This window comes from Psychrobacter sp. ANT_WB68, from assembly GCF_008369115.1.
GTDB lineage: Bacteria > Pseudomonadota > Gammaproteobacteria > Pseudomonadales > Moraxellaceae > Psychrobacter.
Window position 1 is genome coordinate 408,375 of sequence record NZ_VOAZ01000001.1, and the last position, 25,157, is coordinate 433,531.

Below are 25,157 nucleotides of genomic sequence, written 5' to 3' on the forward strand. Positions count from 1 at the left end.
TATAACTTTAGGTTATGTGATCTGAGGTGGTTAAAGTGGTTCGCAAAAGGGATGTAACTGTTATAATCAAAGTTAAATAATTTGAGTGATATCAGATTCCAGCTCTCTATGTTTATTTTACGACTTTTCTTATTAACACTAATTGGTTTGGATATATGCGTCAATCTTCTGCTCTTAATATTTTAAAAACAGGTCAAAACGTGTTTTTGACTGGCTCAGCAGGTTCAGGTAAGACTTATACCCTTAACCAATATATCGATTATTTGCGTGCGCGTCGGGTACCGGTTGCTGTGACCGCAAGTACGGGTATCGCTGCCACGCATATGAACGGCACCACCATCCACAGTTGGTCAGGTATTGGCATCAAAGATGAACTAACGGATCGTGACTTGACCAACTTATCGCGCAAACAGTTTTTGGCAGACCGTTTAAAAGATACCGCCGTACTGATTATTGATGAGATATCGATGCTGCACGCCAAGCAGCTTAACTTAGTCAGCCAAGTACTTAAGCATGTGCGTAAAAACGACAAGGCTTTTGGTGGTATTCAAGTGGTCGTGGCAGGGGACTTTTTTCAGCTGCCACCAATTGGTAGTAAGGGCGAGAGCAACCGCGAGAAATTTGCCTTCATGTCTGAAGCTTGGCTAGAAGCCAAGTTCCATATTTGCTATTTGTCCGAGCAACACAGGCAGGTGAGTGAGGCGGCTAATGGCGGACTTGATTTGGACGATATTCTCAATCAAATTCGTCGTCAAGAAGTGACCTTTGAGGCGATTGCCGCCCTAGAAGCCACCTTTGATCAAAACGTCGATATCAAACGCACGCGTCTTTATACCCATAATCTCAACGTCAATAGTATCAATGATAAAGAGCTTGCCGCGTTAGATGGCGAGATGATGCGTTTTCAGGCAACTTCTACTGGTGACACTAAACTGGTTGAGACCCTAAAGAAAACGGTACGTACCCAAGATGATTTAGTGTTAAAAGTCGGTGCCAAGGTGATGTTTATCAAAAACAATACCGAGCTTGGGGTGTCTAACGGTACGATGGGCGAGCTGATAGGCTTTGCCGCGGTTAAAATCGATGATAGTAAAGACAACAGTGATGATTTAATTGAAGATGATGACAGTGCTGAAAGTGATACTGATAAGAATATAAAAGGCAAAGATGAAAAGACCACAAAAGAGAAAGACAAACCAAAAGCCAAAAAGCTAACGACACAAAAAATGCCCGTGGTTAGGCTTAATACTGGTCGTGAAGTCATCGCTGAACCGGAAGAATGGATTATCGAAGATGAAACGGGTGATGTACTGGCAAGCTATGAGCAAGTGCCATTATGCTTAGCTTGGGCAATTACCATTCATAAATCACAAGGTATGACCCTTGATGCGGCAGAGATTGATTTGTCACGTACCTTTGAGTTGGGTCAAGGTTATGTAGCATTGTCACGACTGAAGTCGCTGGCGGGTCTGCAACTACTGGGCATGAATGATATGAGCCTGCAACTCGATCCGTTAGCACGTGGGGCGGATAAACGGTTTTTAGCGCTGTCTGATGAGGCTGATGCCAATTATGCGATGCTTGATGAAGAGAGTATGACGCAGTCTCATGAGAAGTTTATCCTAAAGTCGGGTGGAACCCTTAGCAAATCAGTCATTGACGCCTATGCCAATCTACAAAAAAAGCGCCGTGAGCAACAGCAAGCGCAGCTAGATAAAAAACAAACACTTGGCAATCAAGTCTCTGATAAGTCGGACAGCACCTTGCTCGCCACACGAATACTACTAGAAGAAAGCTTATCTATTGCGGAGATTTCTCAAGCGCGTCAGCTTTCACAGGCGACCATTATGCGTCATATTGGCGAGCTGAAATCCCAAGATCCAAGCTTAGCTTGTGATCATTTGCGACCAGAATCTGAGGTTATGACGGCAGTGGGCAATGCGTATGTTGCGATTAAAGTCGCTAATAATCCAAATGACTTTAATGACGATGGCAGTATTAAGCTGCGTCCAATCTTTGATTATCTTAAGCAGAGCATCGATTACAACACCATTCGTTTGGCATTGATTTTTATCACGCCTTAGTTAAAAGTTAATCAATTATAAAAAACCAATGATAGTGAGCAAATCATAGCAGCTTGTTGGTTTTTTCATTGGAGCGCTGAACGTACAGCGCTCAATTTTTATATCCTCCTTATGGCGATACCCTTTTATGTCTGATGTTATGCCTGATTTTTCTAGCGCCACTTATCAATTGACGTCTGACCAAGCAGCAGTATTTCCTACTACTGGCGAGCACACACGGCCACTGAGAGTCGCTATTAATGGTTTTGGTCGTATAGGGCGTAATGTGTTACGCGCCTTGTTAGAGCGTTTTGAGGTGTTGGGACGTGCTATTCATGTGGTGGCGATTAATGATTTGGCACCGGCGGATATTTTATTACATCTATTAAAGTTTGATAGTACCCACGGTCGCTTAACCCGACTGGGCGTTAGTGCTGATATTGTGATGAGTGAGGTCGATGCTGGCAAAGGGCATAGCAATATAACTGTTAATACCGCTATTAACAAAGATACTCAGCTGTGTCTGACTAAAAACAACTTAACGTATTGCATTAAGATGCTCTCAGAGTCAGATCCAAAAAAACTACCGTGGCAGGAACTGAGTGTGGATGTAGTGCTAGAGTGTACGGGTCATTTTCGCTCTTATGAGCAAGCTCAGCTGCATATAGCAGCGGGCGCCCAGCAAGTCATCATTGGTGCAGCGCCCTTTGATGATGTCGATGCTTGTATCGTTATGGGCGTCAATACTGACGAGCTAACGCGTGCGCTACCGATTATATCGAGCGTTTCTTGTACCACGCAGGCATTGGTGCCGCTGATTGATAGCCTTGATAAAGTGTTTGGCGTCAAGTCAGCGATGATGACTGAGATTCATGCCGTGACTGCGGATCAGACCGTACTAGATCAAGCACATCGCGACCCAAGGCGTGCGCGTGCGTCTGGCCACAATATCATTCCAACGACTTCTAGCAGTATCGCTGCGACCGAGCGCGTATTGCCAGCGATGGTAGGTAAGATAAACGGTCATTCAATTAGAGTGCCAACCATTGATGTCGCGGCTATTGATGTGACCTTTGTATTTGATACAGCTGACGTCAGTATAGAAGCGATTCGTGAGGTGCTTAAAGCTGCTAGTAAAGGTTATTTGCTCGATATCATGGCTTATACTGATGAGCCCTTGGTCTCAAGTGACTTTATCCATCAAACAGAGTCACTCATTATCGATGGACAACAGCTTATGCATGTAGGTGACCAGTATAAGGTCTTTGCTTGGTATGATAATGAATGGGGATATGCTAATAGGCTGCTTGATATGTGCTTACACTTAGCTTCGAGTAAATAGCTTTGAATAAACAGTTTCGAGCAAACGGTAAGTTATTGATTTAAAACCAGCTGTAAATTAATTGCATTTTTTTATATTATACGCTTGCATTATCTAATGATATCTATATAATGATGCACCAATGGAGACGTGGCAGAGCGGTTGAATGCACCGGTCTTGAAAACCGACAAGGGTTCATAGCCCTTCGAGAGTTCGAATCTCTCCGTCTCCGCCAAATTCAAAAAAAGCCCCAATCAGTAATTGATTGGGGCTTTTTTTATGCGATGTTTTTGCAGGTTTTATAACCGTCGGCTTATTTCGTTAGCAGCTCATCAAACTCAATTTCTTGCCCATCCACTAACACTAGCTTACCTTTGCTAATCTCAATACTTATCCCTGTGTTATTTTTAATCGCACGCATCACATTGATGTCTTCAATACTGCTTTCAATGATTATTTTGCCCGATTGTTCTGGTTCGATTGGCGGTTTGAACTGTGTCAATGGAACATTAAAGCTTTTACTTTTGGTCAAATGCTCTTCTTTCATGGTCAGCTTACCTTTAAAGCTTTTAATCGCTACCTTACCGTGGTTTGAGAGCATAAACGGTAGCTTCACTTGATTTAAGCTATCATTATCACTGGTCTTGACTGGTAGTAAGGCAACAGGATAATTTTGAGCTTTGGCCGTACCCACTTGCTGACTGGTCACAATAGGGCTTTTTTTGCCGGTTGGATTATTTGGATGTAGGCGCTCATACTCACGCTGTTGGATAAGTGCTTGCTTAATGGTGATACGGGGCATTGCTCCCGATTCATAAGCACCACTGAGCTTCATACGTAGCATGTAGCGACTCAATAGCTGTCGATCGCCCTCATTTAAACGCTCAAACGTATCGCCCAGCTTCTTTTGCCATTGGTCAGAGTTGGTCGGTATAGTCTGCTTAGTTGGATCCGCTGGCGGTTGTAAGCAGCCATTGATAGCAGGTAGTATCACCAAAGTAAGTGCTAATAATATGGCCTTTCTCACATGGCCTACATGGCGTGCATTGCTTGCAGGTTTGTATGAACCAATCATCTTATGCCTCCTTCTCACTCTATATAAATGCTAATAGCTTTTATACCAATATAGCGCCTATGATAATTTTGTATGTTTGTTTATCGCTAATAGCCACTTGACGTTATTAGGTTCATTGAGGAGGGTATATTTTAAATAGCAAATTAACTGGTAAAAAAAAGACTAAGCGCTATTAAGCAAACTTAGTCTTTTTATTCTGTATGTATGATTACCCAACCACTAGCCTTACTATTTATCTTGTAATTCAGACAACGGGTGAGTAGTGTTATTATTATGAGTCACTACAATCGCCTCATCAATAATACGTTGGCTGACACCGCGCTTACGCAGACTTTCGATAAAAACTTCATCATGAGCTAGGGTATAATCCTGATGATCGCGATCCAGTCCTTGACGAATATAAAGACGAATTAGTCCTTGAATACGTTTAAAGCCCAACTCTGACGAGGTAGACTCTAATAATCTAATCATCTCTTCAGACAAGCGAATACTGATCGGACGCGTGATTTTTTGCGGGTGATCAGAGAACTTATTTTTTATGCGCACAGGTATCATAATAAACCATTACTTTTAGTGAGTAGGAGTAAAGCACTCAGGGAAAAACTGACTCAGTCACAGCTAACCTTACCATACAACAAAAGCCGCTAAAAGAACACCATGGCCGTATTAATATTGTGCGGCCTTAGACCGATGCGATTAGTGGCTAAAAGCTACGACCATAAAAAAACCTCCATCAGATAAGTGATGAAGGTCTTTTATAATATGGCTCTCCAACCTGGGCTCGAACCAGGGACACACGGATTAACAGTCCGTTGCTCTACCAACTGAGCTATTGGAGAATAAGTTGTTTATAACGGTTACTATCGCAAGTTTTACAAAGGCTTTGGTGAGCGCGATTGCTTGTCTTGTTTGCGTTATGTGGGGCACATTTTAGCCAAGTAGTTGTGAGCTGTCAACCTTATTACGTGATTAATTATAAATATAATTAAAATCTATAGGAAGTTGAGCATAATTACTTTTAAAGTAGATGCTTTATTGAATGTTTTTATAAACAACCCTGATGCAATACGTCTAGAATATATAAAGAATCAAATTGTGATAAAGATTGTAAAGCTTCACTCTTTTAGCCGGTTCAATTAAACCATCTCATTGAAAATAAATAAAATTTTTGCATTGCTTTAAACCTTAAAAACGCTATTTCAAGCACTGATATAAACCTATAAAATAGCCAGCCGAGCGTTTCTTTAGTATTTTGGCTTTAATTGGCTGTTTTTTAACTTTATTTGCTATCAAGCAACACGTTTTAACCAATGTTTTAACTGATATAGGTACCTTCAATATGAGTCCAACCACGATTGCTTACGGTTACCTTGCCATTGCTATTGTTTGTGAAGTGATTGGCACCACTTTTTTAGTCAAGTCAGAACAGTTTACGCGCTTTATTCCCACGCTTATTATGACGGTGCTTTATGCAATTTCGTTCTATTTATTAACCCAAACCATAAAAACCATACCCATCGGTATTGCTTATGCGTTATGGGGCGGCCTCGGTATCATGTTGACCTCATTGGTGGGGCTGTTCTTCTTTAAGCAAACGCTTGATACCGCTGCCGTGGTTGGTATTGCGATGATTGTTGGAGGTGTCGTGGTGATGAACTTGTTGTCTGATTCGGTGACGCATTAATCATTGATCATACAATATGAGAGCGTGCGCACGACTTAAAAGCAAAAAACATCTATAACTCACAATTTAAAAGATAAAACGTCAAAGATAAAAACGGTGACCATATTGACCACATTAAAGTATATCGCTCATTACTCTGAGCAGATTCAAAGCCAAGCGGCGACGCTTATTAGTAGTGGCAGATTGGGCGATTATTTGGATAAAAATTATCCTAATCGCCATCAAATACAAAGCGATAAAGCGCTGTATCATTATATTAATGACATCAAAAACCAGTATATGCGTAAAAGTAGCCCGCTGTCGCAAGTGACCTATAATAGTAAACTTGCCGTGCTCAAACATGCACTTGGCATACATACTTATCAATCACGCGTGCAAGGTAGTAAGCTGAAATCACATAATAGCATCACGGTGGCAAGTCTATTTAAAGAAGCGCCGCCTGAGTTTTTGCGTATGATCGTGGTGCATGAGTTGGCACATTTCAAGGAGCAAGAGCATAACAAGGCTTTTTATCAGCTATGCTGTCATATGGAACCCGATTATCATCAGTTTGAGCTCGATACCCGTTTGTGGTTGCATTGGCGCGAACGCTAATCTATGTTGGTAACATGGAATCTATCTAATTATTAGCAAGCTAGGCCAAAATAATGAGGCTGACTATAATGAATAAAACCGCCATTTTAAGAGTAAGGTAGCCTATGAGTGAGTCGGCGCAACAAGGTATGGCTGAAGGTAAAAAAGCGTGGCTCATTCCTGTGCTGTGTCTCATAGCGGGCGGCGGATTAATCGGTATTTCTACCAATCTAGCAAAGTTTGCCGGCGAAGTAGGTTTAACGCCGCTAGCATTTCTGTTTTGGTCCATTACTGGCGCGGCGTTTATTTTATTTAGTTATGCATTTCTACGTCATGAGCTGCCGCCTTTAAGTAAAGCAACCCTTCGCTATTATTTGGTTGCCGCATTAGTCAGTGTGGCAGGCTCAAACTTAATCTTCTTCTCCGCTATTCCACATGTTGGCGCAGGTTTTGTCGCGCTGATTATTTCGCTGCCGCCGCTCCTGACGTATCTGGCAGCCATCATCTTAAAAATAGAGCGCTTTACTAAGCTGCGCGCACTTGGCGTGGTCGCTGCACTTGCTGGAGTAGGGGTACTAGCGGCGCGTAAATTTTCCACGCCTGATGCCAGTGTGTTTTGGATTGGTCTTGCGCTTTTTGGCCCGGTATTACTGGCGATTGGTAATATTTATCGCACTTTATATTGGCCCAATAATCTTTCGCCAAGCGCGCTTGCACCCGGTATGCTCATAGCGGCCTCAATGCTGCTGGGCTTAGTCAGTATCATGCCGCACTTTTCACTGGCAGTGCCGACGACAGAGATATTACCGTTAGGGTTGATTGTGGTGCAAGCATTCGTTTTTGCTGGTCAGTTCTTACTATTATTCTTACTACAAAAAACCGGCGGCCCAGTGCTACTCAGCTTATTAGGTTCGGTCGGAGCGGTCGTTGGTGTACCTGTTGCCATTTTCTTGCAAGGGGAAAGTCCGCCAGAAGGCTTGTTTTTAGGCGCATCATTAATAGCATTTGGTGTCGTCTTAGTCACATATGGCGGCGTCAAAATGGCGACATCAGTAGCAGATAAGCGCTAAGATATAAATATATTAATTAACTTATGTTGGTATTATTAATAAATTATAAAGGCTCTTAATTTCTTCATTTGCTTTCAAAGATTTTTACCTGCAAACGTAATGTTCAATAGGTGACATATGGATGTGTTTTCGTATTGGCAAGGGTTTTATAACGACCCTTGGTTTTGGCAGTTCCCCATGGCAACGCTTGCCATCAGCACAGCAGCCTTTCTAGCAGTCGCTATTCCGTGGACAATAGTTGCTTGGCGCGACCCAGTATCCTTGCGTAAATATAAGATTCAACAAAAACCGTTTGAGTTGAAACAGTTTCTATTACCGTCTATCGGTCGCATCATTATTAACAATATTATTTTAGCCGCATTATTGGTGCTGGCTTGGCCGCTATTAAAGCTGACAGGCGTTCATAATGGTGAGATGCCTGTTTGGTATATTATCATCGCGCAGTTGATTTTCTTCGTGCTGCTCGATGATTTTTTATATTACTGTATGCACCGTTATATGCACGAAAATAAGTGGCTGCTAAGAAATATTCACAGTGTGCACCACCGCATTCGCAATACCTGCGGTATCAATGGCAATTATATGCACTGGGTTGAGTATTCATTGACGGCGTCGCTGACGGTTAGTGGGTCCAATCATTCTAGGGACGCATATCTATGTGGTCTGGATGTGGGTGATTTTACGTCAAATCGAAGGAGCAGATGGGCATATTGGCTACGATATTCCTTGGAATCCCGCGCATTTATTGCCTGTGTACGAAGGCCCTGTTTATCATGACTTTCATCATGCCAAATTTAAAGGCAATTATGCGGGGTTTCTACCTTACTTGGATAAATACTTGGGTAAGACCCATATCCCCGCGTATCTTAGTTATCTTAAAGGCAAGAAGGATGGCTTAACGCCGCTAGAGATTGAGCAAAACGAGTTAGCCGCTGAAAAACGCAAAAAGTATCTGAATAATTAAGTTTTTTGTGTTTCAGGTATTTGGCTTTAAATATTAGCAGTCTTTGCCATACGATTGAGCATGGCTGCTAAGCGCGCATTGTTATCGGTGATATATTTATCGCCAAGCGCAATTATCTCAGCCGCTGATTGTACCGTTTTGGGATAGGTGACCAGCCCTTTTTGGATGGCGTTGTTGCCATTTTCTACCATCTTAACGATGCTTTCTTTGGTGACCTCAAAATGACATTGCCAAGCCATGACCCAAGTACCCAGCGCTTTATGCCGCGGCGTTTGATAAAGGAATCCTTGTTTACGCCACGCCTCTGATGTCGCAAGAGGAATCGCTCCTCGTGGATATTCAAAACCATCGCCATGCCAATGAAAGACGGTAAAGGGCTGTTTTGGCAAGTCTTGTAATAAAGGATGCGCTTGAGCGTCTTTAGTCAACTGAATAGGTAGCCAGCCGATTTCTTTTACGCGCGCTGGCTGCACGTTGGCGCCCAAACAATGCGCAATAAGCTGTGCACCCAAGCAAACACCAATCACAGTTTTTCCGCTATCCACACTTTGTTTAATCAGCCGTTTTTCATCTATCAACCAAGGCTGGCTGTCCTCATCATGGACACTCATTGGCCCACCCATCACGATTAACCAATCAAAGCTGTCGAGCGCAGGCAAGGCATCTTGATTATAAGAGCGGGTGTAGGTAGTCGTGTGCTGATGATTATTTGCCCAGTGCTTAATATAACTGAGGTCTTCGTAATCTGTGTGAAATAAGGCATGAATGCGTAAAGTCATGTGATGGCCTCTATTAAGAAGTTATGTTTTTATGATATTAAAAGTCTACAAGGTATGAGATATCTTAGATAGTGGCAACTATTTAGAAACGCCTGATTTTCTTAAGTGCTTCATTACAAAGCTTAAAATTAAGTATTCTCATAATAAGTAAATATTGTGATAGAAAAGGCTTGCAAAGTTTTAAAAACTTGCTAAAATGCATGACCTAAATAGGCGTATAGCTCAGTTGGTTAGAGCGCTACCTTGACATGGTAGAGGTCAGCAGTTCGAGTCTGCTTATGCCTACCAAATTTAGAAAGCCCCAATCATAAAGATTGGGGCTTTTTTTGTCTATAAAATATAGGCTGTAGCAGAAAATCTCTGCTCGTATCACTCTATATTCATAATTCTTTAATCAGCTCTGAATGACTCAAAAAAAGAGTCAGTGACCAATAAAGTGGTTTTGAATAGGTATTTACAGGTATACATTGAATCGATGTAAAAAAACAGCGGTCATACATAGAGTACAACCACCGCAGGTAAAGTATTATTGATAATGGAATAGCTAAAACCTAAACAGCAGGCTTAAATTTTCTGCGGTAGATACTGCGTATCACAGGCATAAAGACCATCAAAATAGCCAATAACCATAGTACGACAGTAATAGGACTGCTCCATAGAATACTCAGCTCCCCTTGAGAAATAGACAGGGCACGTCTTAAGTTAGACTCCATTAGCTCACCCAATACATAGCCCAAAATAAGCGCTGACAATGGGAAGTTTAATTTACGTAAGAAATAACCGAAGATACCAAGCGCTACCATAAATACCAAGTCAAAGGTTGTGCTATGGATTGAATATACCCCAACGAAGCTGACGGCAGCGATGCCTGGTATTAATATATAATTTGGCACATCAAGTAATTTGGCAAACAAACCAACCAAGGGTATGTTCATAATTAACAAAATGACGTTACAGATAAATAAAGAGGCGATAAGACCCCAAACGATATCTGGCTGCTCAGTAAATAACTGCGGACCTGGTGTAATGTTATATAAAGTTAGGGCGCCCATCATGACCGCTGTTGTACCAGAACCTGGTACGCCTAACGTCAGCATTGGCACAAATGATCCACAAGCTGAGGCATTATTTGCCGCCTCTGGTGACGCGACGCCACGAAGATCACCGTCACCGAAGGTACCGGTATCACCAGCGATTTTACGTTCACTGGCATAGGTCATGGCACTGGCAATGGTAGCCCCTGCACCTGGTAAAATACCAACCACAAAGCCCATTAGACCACTACGTATCATAGCGCCTAGTGTAAAAGTAAACTCTTTAAAATTTAATAAACTGCGCTTACCTTGTTCAATGACCTTGTGACCAGTAGTGGTTTTTTCGAGCAAGATTAAGATCTCACTCACACTAAAGAAACCAATAACAATGGTGGTAAATTGAATACCATCAGACAAGTTGACAGAATCAAAGGTAAAGCGGTAAATACCGGTCACGGCATCGACACCGACCGTTGCCAGACCAAGACCAATTAACGCGGCAATGCCCGTTTTAACAGGTTGATCACCCACCAAACCGCTTAGGCAGGTAATAGCAAATACCATCAATACAAAGTATTCAGCGGGTCCAAATGAGATTGCCCACTTGGCTAATAAAGGGGCAAATAGTACCACACCGATTGTCGCGATAGTGGCGCCAATGAAAGAGCTAACAGCCGATAAAGACAAGGCAATACCAGCCTTGCCTTGCTTTGCCAGTGGATAACCATCCAAAGTTGTCATAATAGCACCGGCATCACCGGGTACGTTAATGAGAATGGCAGAAATACGACCACCGTATTCACAGCCAAGGTAAACGGCTGCAAGCAGAATGAGCGCGCTCTCTGGTGGTAAGCCAAGTGCAAAGGCGAAAGGCAGCAATATTGCCACACCGTTGATCGGACCAAGACCCGGCAACATGCCCACAATCGTACCTAAAAAAGCACCGATCAGTGCAATTAGTAAGTTCTTTGGGGTGGATGCGATAGCAAAGCCATGCATCAAAAAATCAAAAGTATCCATATTGGCTATCCTATTATCCCTGACAACAATCCGAGTGGTAATTTGACATCTAAAAATATGTCAAATAAGACATATAGGCCAATACTGATTAAAACTGAGAAGACAAGACTTTTGAGCGGATTACCTGCAAACAGCAAACCTACTGCAAAAGACATTATGATAGTAGAAAGAATAAAGCCTAAGTCTTCAAAAATAAGACCGTAGACTAATAAAGCGAGTGCACAAAGCACTAGATTTTTGATGATCGGTTTGGTAAGCCCTAGATCAATATGCTTAGTAAAACGTGCCGGACGAAAAGCGACTACTAAAGCACCAAATGCCAGCAATGAGAAGATTAAAATGGGGTAAGGACGAGGACCAATCGGATCATAAGCAATAGGGGCAACATAACCAATGGCTAAGTATATTAGAAATAAACTCACTAGCGCCATCAGCCCGGAAAACAGACGTTCCATTGTCATAAGGGGCACTCCTTAAATCTTGGGGAAAAAGGCTGGCAGATAGATATCCTGCCAGCCTTTGAAAATTCCAAAAATATTTACTCTTCAATGAATAATCTTATTGAATCTCAACGTAACTATTTGGTTTCCACTGCAGCTTCAACAAGACCATATTCAGCAGACAATTCGCGTAACTCACCCGTCTGCTTATAAACGTAGGCTTGTAGCTCTTCACCAGTCATCGCAAATGGTAGCAATTCTTGCTGCTCACGTATTTCGGCGAATTTTGGATCAGCAAGCATTTTATCAAAGGCCTGTTTCCACCAGTTATAAGCGCTAGGGCTAACGTCTGGTCCCATATAGAAGCCACGAACAACTGGCCAAGTTACATCGTAACCTTGCTCTTTTGCAGTAGGAATATCGGCCATGGAGCCACCCAACCTTTCATCTGCAAACACAGCTAGTACACGCAGCTTACCAGCAGTGGCTTGTGGCATAATCTCAGCAATACCCGCACTAACGGCTGTAATATGGTTGCCCATTACCGCTGTGATGGCCTCACCGCCACCTTCCATCGCGACATAAGTCATATCACTAGGATTGACGCCAACTGCTTTGGCTAAGATAGCGGTTTGCATCCAATCTTGACCACCGACACTACCGCCAGCGCCAAAGCTGATAGCTTTAGGGTTCTTTTTGAGCTCAGCGACCAAGCCTGCTAGATCTTTGATCGGTGAATCGGCATTGACCGCGACTGCGCCATAATCAGTACCGACACCCGCCAGCCATTTCACATCTTTTTCAGTGAATTTACCAAATTTACCCTGCGATAAATTTAGGATAGAGCCAGTAGAGAACGCAATAATGGCATTGCCGTTAGCGCGATCATTAGCAACAATCTTGTTATAAGCAACAGCACCTACGCCACCTGGCATATAGGTAACCCGCATGGGATCTTTTAGGATACCCGTCTCTTTTAAGCCTGCCTGAGCAAGCTTACAAGTCAAGTCAAAGCCGCCGCCTGGTTTGGCAGGTGCAATACATTCCGGACGTGAAGGTGCGGTCAGCTCACTTGAGCCGTCTGCGGCAGTCGCATCTGTACTGGCAGTTTCGTTTGGCTTGTTACAAGCGGTCAAAGATAGGATAGACAGGCCAAGAGCCAGATAAGATAATTTTTTCACACGACACTCCTTGTGTGTATTTTCACAGTAAAAATTCAAGAGGATTCTGATCAAAATAAATAGAGTTATTACAGGTCAAGCTACGACCTCATTAACGAGGTTACTAAACTTCGTCAAAATATGTTTTTTTGTCACTATGTAAAAGTAACAGAATATTTTGTAAATGACAAGAAACATATGTATGTATATATGAATTTTATAGTAATATATTGACTCAAAGATTAATTATTGGTCTTTTTTTATCAATGTGAAAGATAAAATAAAATATCCTAATTTTCATTAACGTAGATGTTTTTATTAATGAAAACAAGTAGATATGGAAATGCACCAGCGGTATAAATTATCCAAATACACTGAGAATCACATTGATATTAGTATCGTCATGAGGCTGAGGTAACGGTTTAAGTAATTATGTATTTAATGGGAAGAATAGATGTTTTGGGATCAAGCTATAGCAAGCAGGTGTAAAAAATATTAAAGAACCACGGTATATTTTACTTATGAGCCGTCAAAAAATGAACTGGATAATTAGAATTGCGAGTATTCCAATACCAATATCTAAGGGCACAGCCCTGAATAAGAGCGCATTAAAAAGCTTGTCTTTGTCTATAACGACTTGAGAGGCGCCTAACATCAGACTACCTCCTGATGAGAAAGGGGACAGGGATGAGCTTTGTGCTCCCACAACAATGCAGGTAAATAGTAATAAAGGGCTTAGTCCAGAGGCAACGGCTAGGGGCAGCACCATAGGAAATAAGGTAGGAGCGACTACCCCGAGTGTACTGGCAAATATCGACATAATGGCGCTAATAACAAAGACTAAAATCGGTATCATCCAGATGGGTACATTGGTACTTAGCCATTCTGTCAGCTCATAAATAACGCCTATTTCCACTCCGAGGCTGATTAACATACCGACACCACAAATCATAATGAGGGTATTCCAAGGTATTAAAGCAATCACTGCTTTTTCATCGCCTAGCTTCAAAAATAAGCTCACTAAAGCAAAAAAAATGGCGATAAAACCAATGTCAATCCGAGCGTTCAAAAATTGAACCGCTGATACTTGTGGCATGAGTAGATTTAAAATGGGCACAATAAGTACAATAGCCATCATAATAAAAATCAGTATAAGAGATTGTTTTTGCTTACTATCAAAGGGTTCTGGTACGGTCGTTTGAATCGCGATTTTGCTGTTTTTAGCATTGATAAAGCTATAAGCACCCAATACAATCACAGGCATTAAAAAAGTAACAGCGAAGATTCCCAATACATAAGTAAAAGTATTATCATTTGCGACGCCTGCGCCGCGCATGAGCTCTCTAAAGATAACACCGCTTTGTGAGGTGATAAAGTTAGCACCAGCTAAGGCACCATAGTTAACCGATAAAGTAGCAATGACAAGATTCAAGTTAGTGCGTTTAGACAACAGCAGGATCATCGGTGCCATCGTCGCTAAGACAGTGTAATAACCGGCTCCTAAGCCTGCAATAATCGTGGCCACAAAGAAAATAATTAACGGTAAGAATGCGGGAAAGTGACGGCACTTATAGATTAAATGATTGGATAGCTTTTCTAAAGCACCATTAGCTAAAGGAAAATTGTAGAAAAGAGTCACGGCAAAAATAACGAAGAAAATCTTGATAGGCCATAGCTCAATAATTTCATATGACTTCAGCCCCATACCAAAACAACCGATAAGGTATGAAAAGGCAATAGCAAATAGGCCAATATTGATTTTAGTGGTATAGCCCAAAATGATACATATTACGATGGCGGCTAGAATATAAAGAGTCACGACTACCCCTTGACCTGAACTGTATGAATTCTATAAAAAACCATAGCAGTTTTTACAGAGTAAAGAGCATTACGCTAATATTGACGGATAGCTTTCTAGATTAGAAGCTTATCTAAGCTTTAAAAGTGTATCTGATTGAGTAGAATGATAGCAAAAAAGATGACGTTAATTAGATAAAATTGACCACCAGTACATAGGTGAATATTAATATTAAAGTGATTCGGTATATCCTAATTTTTACAGTAATAGCAACGCTTGACGAGATTGAGACAATTAATAAAAACCTTTCGATTGTGGTGAAAAAAATGTTAAATAATTTTAAAGATTTCAAAATCCCACGCTATGAGCAAGTGCGCTGGCACATACAGACATTACTGACAGAAAGTAAATGGGATGAAAGTACGCCTTTACCTACGGAACAGGAGTTTGCAGATAAATATGAGGTATCGGTAGGAACCGTCCGTAAAGCTGTCGAAAAATTGGTAGAAGAGGGCGTTTTAATGAAGCAGCAAGGCAAAGGTACTTTTTTAAAGCGTCCAGATTTTGAAAGCTCATTATTAAGATTTTTTAAGTTCCGTGATAAAGACGCTTGCTATGACACACCGACAGGCGTAGTCAAAAAAATCATGGTAATAGATGGTATTGATGATATTAATGAAAAACTAAATATAGGTAAAAATGAAGCTTTAATTTATATAGAACGTATGCGTATGGTTGAAGATAAAGTCTTGTTGAGTGAAAGGATTTGGTTACCTAAGAGTCGTTACGAAGCCTTTGCAACCTTAGACCCTGAAGATTTTGAGAATCTTCTCTATCCGTTTTACTATAAAAAGTGTGGCCAGTTTGTGTCGTCTGCCGTAGAGACACTGTTTTTTATAACCGATCACAGCGACCCTTATTTAGGCAATGCTGAGCAAGAAAGCTTGGTTAAGGTATGCCGTATCGCTAAAAATCTAGAAGGCGATCCTATCGAATATAGAGAATCCTATGGGCTAGCAGAGAAGTTCAGTTATAAAATTAATATTATTTGATGCTCGCGGCGTGTCATCGGTTAAGCTAAGCGACATAAGATAGCAGGCAGTAAGGGTCATACTTTAGCGACTGCAAAGCAGTTAGGTATAGCAAAGTAGACCTTATGTTATGGGCAAAATAAGGCCAAGCAAGGCAATCTTGTCAGCACTAAGCAATATAATCCTAAGATCATAGTAGCGGCCAACAAAGTAAGTTTCTAGAGTGCGTGGGCTATATACTCTATGCCATTCTTAATACATACGTAGAGCTCCACGTTCAGCAAGCATTTATATCTATTGTACTTTCAGGGTTTTTGTATCTAATTAGGTATCTATATCAAATCAATGGTGTATTAGAACAACACATTGACGTTTCTTATTATCATTACTATGCCACTGATGACCATTAGAATGAGCAGCATTATCCTAAACTGACTAATACTCATTCCCGCCAAAAAGCGTTTACCAATGACATTGCCAACAACGGCACCTAGCCCTAATACCAGACCATATATCCAAAGCTTGGCAGTGATTACGCCAAAAAAACTGTAGCTAGCTATTTGTACAATACCTACAAAAAAAGAATTAGCGGTTTTAGTGGCAATAAGGTTTTCTTTTTCTAGTCCGGCATTCATATAAAAAGGGTTAAGGATAGGACCGAGACCACCCACCAATGTACTCATAAACGCAACGACAAAGCCCAAAGGGATAAAGCCTGCCTTTGGCATATCAAACGTTTTATTTACCTTACCAAACTTATATTGGAAAATAGTAGACACTAAAAATACGCCAACCAATAACTGAATCCAGTTTGCATCTAAACGACTAAAAACCAATGCTGCTAGCCACGCGCCTACGATGGCGCTTGGTACATAGTATTTGGTTAATGACCAATCAATATCATTCCAGAATAGATACAGCCGCGAAGCATTACTAATGAAGGTAGCCAAATTGATCACAGGTGGTGCAACTGCTGGTCCTATCATCCAAGAGGTGGTCGGTATCAGTAGCATAGCACCGCCACCACCCGATATAGTAGAAATGATAAAAGCAACCATGCCAGCAGTAAACAAGCCTACTAAGTGCCAATTCGGGATGGCTTGTAATAGATCTAAAACAAGGGACACTATAAAGTCCTATTTCATAAATTATATCAAGTAATGATTTTTCCCATAATCAATGCATAGCTCATAAAAAGCTTGAAACGGCGGTGGGATGTATTTATTCGCCCGTTTAAAAACACCAGTTTGTCTGTTCAAAGAAGGGTAAAGTAATGCTATTCAGGCCAGCTCTGGTTTATTAGAAAAAAAAAGAGTTTTGGTAAGGTGGTGATGCTAAGATCATACCGCAATAATGAAAACAGTGAAGCAATATTTTCTACCGTGTATCGAGCTTTGCCATTGAGTATTTCTGCAGGGGTGTTCTCAAACCAATTGCCATTCCAACTGCCATTATAAATAGGCAAATATACGGCGACCATCCATACCTAAATACCGCATTACAGAAGAGGGCACTTGAGCATTGTCACGTCCTAAAATAGGTTGACACATTATATTTTAAATAGTTCTATTACAATGCTATCGCTTAAGCTATACGCTGTTTGAGAAGTAAACAAAGCTTAATAGGTAACATAGAAATGTTACTATCAGTGTGAAAAACGAATGAACATCACTATGACAATACTTAATGCTGCTTGTCTAATAGCAGTCATTTATCAATAAAAATTTATTTAAAACTAAAATAATCGGAGAAGAATATGGGCTTATTAGTCGATGGTCAATGGCAAGACAAATGGTATGAAACAGAGGCAAACGGTGGACGTTTTATGCGAGAAGACGCCGGTTTTAGAAACTGGGTCACGGTCGATGGCAGCGCAGGTCCATCAGGTGTCGGCGGCTTTAAAGCCGAAGCCAATCGTTACCATTTATATGTGTCGCTTGCGTGTCCTTGGGCGCATCGCACTACGATTTATCGTAAGCTAAAGGGTTTGGAGGACATGATTTCGCTGTCTGTAGTGCATCCATTTATGGGCGATAAAGGTTGGACGTTTGCAGAGGGCGCAGGCGTTATTGCTGATCCAATTGTCAATGCAGGCTACCTATACGAAGTTTATGTTGCGGCTAAGCCTGATTATACTGGACGCGTGACGGTGCCAATCTTATGGGATAAAAAAACCAATACTATCGTCAGTAATGAATCTTCTGAAATTATTCGTATGTTTAACTCAGCCTTTGATGAGATAGGGGCAACGGCATTTAACTTTTTACCAAAAGAGCTGCTAGCAGAAATCGATGCGGTTAATGAGTTTGTTTATTCAGCGGTGAATAACGGGGTTTATAAAGCAGGGTTTGCCACGACCGAAGCTGCCTATAAAGAAGCAGTAGTAGTGCTATTTGATGCGCTCGACACGTTAGAAGCACGTTTGGCTGACCAACGTTACTTGCTCGGTGATACGATTACTGAGGCGGACTGGCGCTTATTTACCACGCTGGTGCGGTTTGATGCCGTATATGTTGGGCATTTTAAATGTAATATTCGCCGCATTGTTGATTATCCCAACCTTTGGGGTTATCTGTGTGATTTATATCAGGTGCCCGGTATCGCAGAGACGGTAAATATCGAGCATATTAAGGCGCATTATTATACTAGCCATGCCAATATCAATCCTACGCGTATCATTCCTGTAGGTCCGCTACTTGATTTTAATGCAGCGCATGACCGTACGCATTTATAAGTTTTATTGAGCTTTTAAAATAAGGCCAATAAAAAACCGCGTCAGCTGATTAATAATAGCTGGCGCGGTTTTTTTATATACAAAGCAATTTAATGCATATTAAGCATTATTCAACTGACGAGCCGCTTCTAGGGCAAAATAAGTCAAAATCCCATCAGCGCCCGCACGGCGGAAACCAATCAAGGATTCCAAAATCACAGCATCGGTGAGCCAACCATTTTGGATAGCGGCCATGTGCATGGCATATTCACCAGAAACTTGATAAGCAAAGGTCGGTACGCCAAAGGTGTTTTTGACTTCGCGGATAAGGTCTAAATACGGCTGACCGGGTTTAATCATTACCATATCTGCGCCCTCATTGATATCCATGGCGACTTCATGTAGCGCTTCGGCGCGATTACCAAAATCCATTTGATATTGCTTTTTATGCCCACCTTTTAAATTGCCTGCACTACCGACCGCATCACGGAACGGACCGTAGTAAGCAGAAGCGTATTTGGCAGAGTAGGCCATGATAGCGGTATTCACAAAGCCTTCGGCTTCAAAGGCGTCACGCATGGCTTTGATACGGCCATCCATCATGTCGCTAGGCGATATGATATCAGCGCCGGCGCGAGCGTGGACGAGGGCTTGCTTGACCAACACTTCAACGGTTTCGTCATTCACCACATAGCCGCTGTCATCAAGCAGCCCATCTTGACCGTGTGAGGTATAAGGGTCTAGCGCCACATCGGTCATCACTACCATTTCTGGTACGGCATCTTTAACCGCTTTAACCGCACGTGCACTGAGGCCGTTTTCATCATAAGCAGATTTGCCGTCAGGCGTTTTTAATGAATTATCAATGACAGGGAAGATGTCGATGGTGGTGACGCCTTCACTTAGTAATTCTTTGGCATAGTTAATCAGCAGATCAGTTGATAGGCGTTCAACACCGGGCATGCTAGCGACTGCTTCACGCTTATTTTTGCCTTCTATAACAAATACAGGGGCGATAAAGTGTTTAGGATGCAACTCCACTTCACGAATCATCGCGCGAACATTGTCGTTGTAACGCAAGCGACGCAGGCGAGTTTCAGGGAATTGACGATTAAAAGTATAAGTCATGAGGTTTCCTTATTTGATGTTAATCATTGTTATTTATCAGCTTTATTAAATAAGCCGTTTTAAAGCATGTTTTTTATAAAAATGGCACAGTTAAGGTAATAAAAGGAGCGTTAATCTAATGTTCTACTATAACCAGCTCTACTATAACCAATACTCACTATCGAAAGCAAAAAGCCCTACCAAGTCGGTAGGGCTGATTGTACGTATCGACTGTCAATGTGAGAAAATTTGCCTCACAATATCTAGGACTGCTTAAGGCTCAACGATCTGCGTGACCGGCACTTGCTCAACGCTGGTCTCGTTAACACTCGTTTTTTCGGTGAGCACGCCTACCGCAGCGTCTGTTTTGCCATCATTATTGACATCAACGACCGCGGTTGGCTTGAAGGTTGTTTTTTCTGTTGGTTGCGCTTGCTTAATGGCTTGCGCTTCTTGTACAGAAGCTACCCGCGCTGAACTAGCCGCATCAATGGCATCAACCGCTTTTGCTTTATTACTATTGGCAGGTATATTTACCAATTGCACTAAGTTTTTATGCGGTACAGGAATAACCGTCGGTACATCAAGGTTAGCTCCGCCGCCTAAGACTTGATAAAGCTCGACTTGGCTGATGATTTTTTGTAGCTCTAAATCTAAGATACCTTGCTGCGTTGAGAACAACGAACGCTGCGCATCAAGTACGTCTAGATAGTTTGCAATACCCGCTTTAAAGCGTGCATCTGCAATTTGATACGTTTGCTCAAAGTTATCTTGCAGACGGTATTGCGCAGCGAGCTGATCGCCCAATGTTGCGCGTGTAGCTAGTACATCTGATACTTCGCGGAACGCCGTTTGGATAGATTTCTCGTAACCTGCTAGTGTCTGCTCACGCTCAATTTTCGCCACATCGTAATTGGCATCCAAGCGCCCCGCATCAAAAATAGGCACGCTGATGCTTGGACCAAATGACCAACCGACCGAACCACTTTTGAATAAGTCGTCTAAACTGCCGCTACTTAAACCCACACTACTGGCTAGGCTGATAGAAGGGAAGTAAGACGCACGCGCGACTTCGATATTGGCACCAGCGGCTTTCAGATTATACTCTGCTTGCAATACATCTGGGCGATAACGCAGCAATTCACTCGGTAAGCCGGCACTAAATATCTGCTGGCTAGTGATGTTGCTGACCGCAGGTGTTGGAATGAGATTGGCTGGAATCGGTCCACCCACCAAAAACTGCAGAGCATTACGTGCTTTTAAAATACTGCTTTGCGCCCGTAGGACGGCAAGTTTGGCATTTTCTAATGACGCACTGGCTTGCAAAGATGGCAATTTAGGGTCAATACCCGCTTCAAAGCGTTTATCGGCAATAAATAGTGACTTTTCACGACTTTCGACCGTAGCTTCTGCCAATTTTAACTGCGCTAAGCTATAGCTTAAGTTGGCATAGCTTTGGGCGATATTACTAATTAGGCTGATTTGGGTCGAGTCTTTAGCCGCTGTGGTAGCTAAAAAATTTTGTAACGCTTGGTCTTTTAAGCTGGCGATTTTACCCCAAAAGTCTAACTCGTAGTTAGCAAGACCAAGATTGACGTTATAAGAACTGTTAGGGTTCTTGTCACGACTGTTTTGTGCTTGGCGCGTGTAACCCCCACTACCATCAATTCTAGGTAGGTCGTTAATATCGGTAATTTGATATTGGGCGCGTGCTTTCTCAATAGCCAAACGAGCGCTTTCAAAGTCTTTGTTGTTTTCAAGACCTAACGCAATCAGGCCCTTTAGGCGCTCGTCGCTATAGAAATTCTGCCAGCGTTGACCGGCAATACTTGGCTGGTCGGCATTGCTGACCGTTTCCTTATCGAACGCACCATAGGCTTGTTCGATAGGCACATTAGGTTCAGCAAGGACAGGGCGCATATCCGCTTTTGGGATAGTGTTACAAGCAGCCATGCTTAACGCTAAGACGGTTAAGCCAATTAGACGACCGCTATTTTTGCGCAGCACTACTGCTAGCGCTGGTTGCGCAGCAGTAGCAATATTTGCTACTGCTGCTGAACTTAAAGTAAAGGTTTTTTGAGCACTCATTGTGTATTGTCTCCAAGGCTTGCAGGCTGATAACTCTCAGAAGGCATTGGGTTTTGTGGGCTAGGTGTGCCGTCGTTGCCATCATCTCTATTGTTTGGTTTGTTGTTCTCATATTTGTGCGGGAACATACTACGTATCCAAATATAGAACATCGGAATAAAGAAGATACCTAAGAAAGTTGCGGTGACAACGCCACCAACCACACTGGTACCAATGGCGTTTTGACTACCAGAACCGGCACCTGTGGCGATGAATAATGGCACAACACCAAGACCAAAGGCAAGCGATGTCATGATAATAGGACGCAAACGCTGACGCGCGGCGGTCATGACGGCCTCTTTTAGAGTATAGCCTTCCTCTTGGTGGTCCCTTGCAAACTCGATAATCAAGATGGCGTTCTTGGCGGAGAGTCCAACCACCGTAAGTAGACCAACTTGCAAGTAAATATCATTGGATAAACCACGTAGCCAAGTAAATACCACCGCACCAAGTACTCCAAGTGGAATCACTAACAGTACTGAGAATGGAATTGACCAACTCTCATACAAGGCAGCAAGACATAAGAATACCACTAAGATTGAGATAGCATATAGCATCGGCGCTTGAGAACCTGACTTTTGCTCCTCTAATGATAAACCTGTCCACTCATAACTGATGCCGTCTGGTAGCTCTGCAACCATTGCTTCCATGGCATCCATCGCTTCACCAGTACTAAGACCAGGGGCGGCGCTACCTTGGATGTTCATTGACGCTAGACTGTTATAGCGTGTGAGACCCGGTGAACCGGTTTCCCATTTACTACTAGAGAAAGCATCAAACGGAATCATATCATTGTTATTATTACGGACATACCATTTACCGATATCTGACGGGTTGGTACGACTACTAGGCTCACCTTGTGCAAACACACGCTTAACACGACCGCGGTCAACGAAGTCATTGATATAACTTGAACCCCACGCCGTTGAGATCACGCTATTGATGTTTGCCATAGATAAGCCATAAGCAGCAGCTTGTTCTTGATTGATATCGACTTTAAGCTGCGGTGCATCTTCTTGTCCATTTGGACGCACACCGGCTACTTTATCATTTTGAGCGGCCATGCCTAGTAGCATATTGCGCGCCTCTAGCAGACCTTCGTGCCCTACGTTGCCAGAATCCTGTAGCATCAAGTCAAAGCCACTAGAGTTACCAAGCCCACTAATCGCTGGTGGGATGATATTAAAAACAGTCGCTTCATTAATTTGCGTAAAGAAGTAACCTTGCGCACGATCTGAGACGGCTCGCGCGGTATTTTCTTCACCCTTACGATCTGCCCAGTCGCTGAGTTTTACGAAAGCAATACCGACGTTTTGTCCTTGTCCAACAAAACTAAAACCGGCGATAGTAAAGGCTGAAGCCACATTATCGGGCTCTTGACTACTATAATAATTGCTGACTTTATCTAGTACGGCTTGCGTCTCGTCTAATGTCGAACCAGCAGGCAGCTGTACAGCGGTGAACATAATACCCTGATCTTCTTCTGGTAAGAAGGAGCCAGGAATACGTAAGAACACCACTGCCATAATGCCAATAATAGCTGCATAGACAATCAGATATACCCATTTAAGACGGAAACTTTTACCAACGAAATTTTCATAAGATTTACTGGTTTTGGTAAACGAGCGGTTAAACCAACCAAAAAAGCCTTTTTGATTTTCGCTATTGCCTTTCTCATGACTCTTACTACGTTTTAGTAAGGTCACACATAGGGCAGGGGTGAAGATAAGCGCGACCAGTGCTGATAACACCATACTGGTAATAAGTGTGATAGCAAACTGACGATAAATAACCCCAGTTGAGCCACCGAAGAACGCCATCGGGACGAATACCGCTGATAAGATAAGCGCGATACCTACGACGATTTTACTAATCTCGCCCATAGATTGAATGGTGGCGTCTTTGATAGAAATATCTTGATTTTCTTCTAAGAGCCGCTCGACGTTTTCTACCACGACAATGGCATCATCGACCAGTAGACCAATGGAGAGCACCATCGCAAACATGGTCAATACGTTAATACTGAATCCTGCTGCGTAGAGCACGGCAAAGGTACCAAGTAGTACCACAGGTACAGCCAGCGTTGGAATAATAGTTGCGCGCCAGTTCTGCAAAAAGACGAACATGACAATAAAGACCAATACAATTGCTTCAATGAGCGTCTTAACTACTTGCTCAATAGAAAGTTTTACAAAGGGCGTAGTATCATAAGGAATGACGGTTTTTAAGCCAATCGGGAAGGTTGCTTCTAGCTCGGCAATTCGATCAGCGACCAATTCGCGCGTTTCAAGAGCATTGGCACCACTTGCTAGTGAGACCGCAAGACCGGCGGCTTCTTTACCGTTAAATAGTGAAATAGTACTATAGTTTTCACTACCGATTTCTACCTTTGCAACATCGCCTAAGCGTACTTGCGCACCTGATGTATCGGTTTTTAGTAGAATGTTTTTAAATTCGTCAGGTGTTTTTAGATAGCTTTGTACAGTGACAGTCGCATTAATAACTTGCTCACCAACATCAGCGGGCGCTTGACCTAATTGACCAGCTGATACTTGAGCATTTTGCTCTCGTACGGCGTTAACCACATCTGCTGGCACCAAGTTATAGCCACGTAAACGCTCAGGATCGAGCCAAATGCGCATGGCGTAAGCCGCACCAAAGGCTTGTACTTGACCAACCCCTTCGACACGGCTGAGCTGATCGACAACATTAGAGTTGATATAGTCGCCGATATCAGCACGATCCATACTGCCATCTTCAGAGACAAAACCGATAACGACCAAAAAGCCTTCAGAGGCTTTATTGACGTTAACGCCTTGACGCTGCACTTGCTCGGGCAACGAGCTCATGGCGGCTTGTAATTTATTTTGTACCTGAACCTGTGCGGTATCAGAGTCGGTACCGTTCTCAAAGAAAAGCTGTACAGAGGCACTACCGTTTGAAGAACTCGACGACTTCATATACATCAAGCCATCAAGCCCTTTCATACGCTGCTCAATAATCTGTACCACTGAGTTTTCAACGGTTTCAGCGTTAGCACCAGGGTAGGTGGCACTGACTGTTACGGTTGGCGGCGCAATCGCCGGATACTGCTCAATCGGCAGGTTGATAACCGATATTATCCCGATGAGCATGACTAAAATAGCCATCACCCATGCAAAAATAGGGCGATCAATAAAAAAACGTGACATAGTAAAT

21 protein-coding genes and 3 tRNA genes are annotated in these 25,157 nt (G+C 42.5%); 12 read left to right on the forward strand and 12 right to left on the reverse strand.

Annotation, left to right across the window (positions count from 1 at the left end; all coding sequences use genetic code 11):
- The first annotated feature begins 155 nt into the window (after positions 1-155).
- The 3 genes from FQ084_RS01755 (at position 156) to FQ084_RS01765 (ending at position 3,619) form a co-directional block, all read left to right on the forward strand.
- Complete coding sequence (locus FQ084_RS01755) at positions 156-2,084, forward strand: AAA family ATPase (protein WP_149488922.1); 1,929 nt, start codon at positions 156-158, stop codon at positions 2,082-2,084.
- A gap of 139 nt (positions 2,085-2,223) precedes the next feature.
- Positions 2,224-3,405, forward strand: coding sequence for a type I glyceraldehyde-3-phosphate dehydrogenase (locus FQ084_RS01760; RefSeq protein ID WP_149489565.1), 1,182 nt, complete (start codon positions 2,224-2,226; stop codon positions 3,403-3,405).
- A 123-nt stretch (positions 3,406-3,528) separates the two neighbouring features.
- Positions 3,529-3,619 (forward strand) — tRNA-Ser (locus tag FQ084_RS01765).
- A 78-nt stretch (positions 3,620-3,697) separates the two neighbouring features.
- On the opposite strand, the gene FQ084_RS01770 is transcribed toward FQ084_RS01765, so the two are convergent.
- The 3 genes from FQ084_RS01770 to FQ084_RS01780 form a co-directional block, all read right to left on the reverse strand.
- On the reverse strand, positions 3,698-4,459 hold the full coding sequence (locus FQ084_RS01770; protein WP_149488923.1) for a hypothetical protein: 762 nt from the start codon (positions 4,457-4,459) through the stop codon (positions 3,698-3,700).
- 228 nt (positions 4,460-4,687) lie between these two features.
- Positions 4,688-5,014, reverse strand: coding sequence for a CopG family transcriptional regulator (locus FQ084_RS01775; protein WP_149488924.1), 327 nt, complete (start codon positions 5,012-5,014; stop codon positions 4,688-4,690).
- Positions 5,015-5,222: 208 nt separating this feature from the next.
- Positions 5,223-5,298 (reverse strand) — tRNA-Asn (locus FQ084_RS01780).
- A gap of 500 nt (positions 5,299-5,798) precedes the next feature.
- Between FQ084_RS01780 and FQ084_RS01785 the strand changes: the two genes are divergently transcribed.
- The 5 genes from FQ084_RS01785 to FQ084_RS01805 all read left to right on the forward strand — a co-directional run bounded on the left by FQ084_RS01785 (position 5,799) and on the right by FQ084_RS01805 (position 8,750).
- The gene (locus tag FQ084_RS01785) at positions 5,799-6,143 is read left to right on the forward strand and encodes a DMT family transporter (protein WP_149488925.1); all 345 of its coding nucleotides are present in this window, start codon (positions 5,799-5,801) and stop codon (positions 6,141-6,143) included.
- Between the two features lie 105 nt (positions 6,144-6,248).
- Positions 6,249-6,737 (forward strand): M48 family metallopeptidase, encoded by a 489-nt coding sequence (locus tag FQ084_RS01790; protein WP_149489566.1) that lies wholly within the window; start codon positions 6,249-6,251, stop codon positions 6,735-6,737.
- 104 nt (positions 6,738-6,841) lie between these two features.
- Complete coding sequence (locus FQ084_RS01795) at positions 6,842-7,786, forward strand: DMT family transporter (RefSeq protein ID WP_149488926.1); 945 nt, start codon at positions 6,842-6,844, stop codon at positions 7,784-7,786.
- A 117-nt stretch (positions 7,787-7,903) separates the two neighbouring features.
- Complete coding sequence (locus tag FQ084_RS01800; protein WP_149488927.1) at positions 7,904-8,563, forward strand: sterol desaturase family protein; 660 nt, start codon at positions 7,904-7,906, stop codon at positions 8,561-8,563.
- Positions 8,454-8,750: a hypothetical protein gene (locus FQ084_RS01805; protein ID WP_223144837.1), complete on the forward strand. Its 297-nt coding sequence runs from the start codon at positions 8,454-8,456 to the stop codon at positions 8,748-8,750. The genes FQ084_RS01800 and FQ084_RS01805 overlap by 110 nt, the downstream gene beginning before the upstream one ends.
- 26 nt (positions 8,751-8,776) lie before the next feature.
- Here FQ084_RS01805 and FQ084_RS01810 read toward each other — a convergent pair whose 3' ends face one another.
- On the reverse strand, positions 8,777-9,529 hold the full coding sequence (locus tag FQ084_RS01810) for a type 1 glutamine amidotransferase (RefSeq protein ID WP_149488929.1): 753 nt from the start codon (positions 9,527-9,529) through the stop codon (positions 8,777-8,779).
- 211 nt (positions 9,530-9,740) lie between these two features.
- Here FQ084_RS01810 and FQ084_RS01815 point away from each other — a divergent pair.
- A tRNA-Val gene (locus FQ084_RS01815) sits at positions 9,741-9,817 on the forward strand.
- Positions 9,818-10,080: 263 nt separating this feature from the next.
- On the opposite strand, the gene FQ084_RS01820 is transcribed toward FQ084_RS01815, so the two are convergent.
- From FQ084_RS01820 to FQ084_RS01835, 4 genes are all read right to left on the reverse strand, one after another.
- Positions 10,081-11,583 carry a tripartite tricarboxylate transporter permease gene (locus FQ084_RS01820; protein ID WP_149488930.1) on the reverse strand — a complete coding sequence of 501 codons (1,503 nt, stop codon included), beginning with the start codon at positions 11,581-11,583 and terminating at the stop codon, positions 10,081-10,083.
- 5 nt (positions 11,584-11,588) lie between these two features.
- Positions 11,589-12,044: a tripartite tricarboxylate transporter TctB family protein gene (locus FQ084_RS01825; RefSeq protein ID WP_149488931.1), complete on the reverse strand. Its 456-nt coding sequence runs from the start codon at positions 12,042-12,044 to the stop codon at positions 11,589-11,591.
- Between the two features lie 116 nt (positions 12,045-12,160).
- Positions 12,161-13,204 carry a tripartite tricarboxylate transporter substrate binding protein gene (locus FQ084_RS01830; RefSeq protein ID WP_149488932.1) on the reverse strand — a complete coding sequence of 348 codons (1,044 nt, stop codon included), beginning with the start codon at positions 13,202-13,204 and terminating at the stop codon, positions 12,161-12,163.
- A gap of 508 nt (positions 13,205-13,712) precedes the next feature.
- Positions 13,713-15,002 (reverse strand): SLC13 family permease, encoded by a 1,290-nt coding sequence (locus FQ084_RS01835; RefSeq protein ID WP_149488933.1) that lies wholly within the window; start codon positions 15,000-15,002, stop codon positions 13,713-13,715.
- A gap of 305 nt (positions 15,003-15,307) precedes the next feature.
- On the opposite strand from FQ084_RS01835, the gene FQ084_RS01840 reads away from it, so the two are divergent.
- The gene (locus tag FQ084_RS01840; RefSeq protein WP_149488934.1) at positions 15,308-16,033 is read left to right on the forward strand and encodes a GntR family transcriptional regulator; all 726 of its coding nucleotides are present in this window, start codon (positions 15,308-15,310) and stop codon (positions 16,031-16,033) included.
- A 332-nt stretch (positions 16,034-16,365) separates the two neighbouring features.
- On the opposite strand, the gene FQ084_RS01845 is transcribed toward FQ084_RS01840, so the two are convergent.
- Positions 16,366-17,139 carry a sulfite exporter TauE/SafE family protein gene (locus tag FQ084_RS01845; RefSeq protein WP_227679435.1) on the reverse strand — a complete coding sequence of 258 codons (774 nt, stop codon included), beginning with the start codon at positions 17,137-17,139 and terminating at the stop codon, positions 16,366-16,368.
- Positions 17,140-17,343: 204 nt separating this feature from the next.
- Between FQ084_RS01845 and FQ084_RS13355 the strand changes: the two genes are divergently transcribed.
- Together FQ084_RS13355 and FQ084_RS01855 are read left to right on the forward strand one after the other, a co-directional pair.
- Complete coding sequence (locus FQ084_RS13355) at positions 17,344-17,469, forward strand: hypothetical protein (protein WP_262880623.1); 126 nt, start codon at positions 17,344-17,346, stop codon at positions 17,467-17,469.
- A 299-nt stretch (positions 17,470-17,768) separates the two neighbouring features.
- Entirely contained in the window at positions 17,769-18,746 is a 978-nt protein-coding gene (locus FQ084_RS01855) for a glutathione S-transferase family protein (protein ID WP_149488935.1), read from the forward strand.
- A 99-nt stretch (positions 18,747-18,845) separates the two neighbouring features.
- Here FQ084_RS01855 and hemB read toward each other — a convergent pair whose 3' ends face one another.
- The 3 genes from hemB to FQ084_RS01870 all read right to left on the reverse strand — a co-directional run bounded on the left by hemB (position 18,846) and on the right by FQ084_RS01870 (position 25,150).
- Positions 18,846-19,853: a porphobilinogen synthase gene (gene hemB / locus FQ084_RS01860; RefSeq protein WP_149488936.1), complete on the reverse strand. Its 1,008-nt coding sequence runs from the start codon at positions 19,851-19,853 to the stop codon at positions 18,846-18,848.
- Positions 19,854-20,105: 252 nt separating this feature from the next.
- On the reverse strand, positions 20,106-21,920 hold the full coding sequence (locus FQ084_RS01865) for an efflux transporter outer membrane subunit (protein WP_149488937.1): 1,815 nt from the start codon (positions 21,918-21,920) through the stop codon (positions 20,106-20,108).
- Complete coding sequence (locus FQ084_RS01870; RefSeq protein WP_149488938.1) at positions 21,917-25,150, reverse strand: efflux RND transporter permease subunit; 3,234 nt, start codon at positions 25,148-25,150, stop codon at positions 21,917-21,919. Before FQ084_RS01870 ends, FQ084_RS01865 begins: the two co-directional genes overlap by 4 nt.
- Between the last annotated feature and the right edge of the window lie 7 nt (positions 25,151-25,157).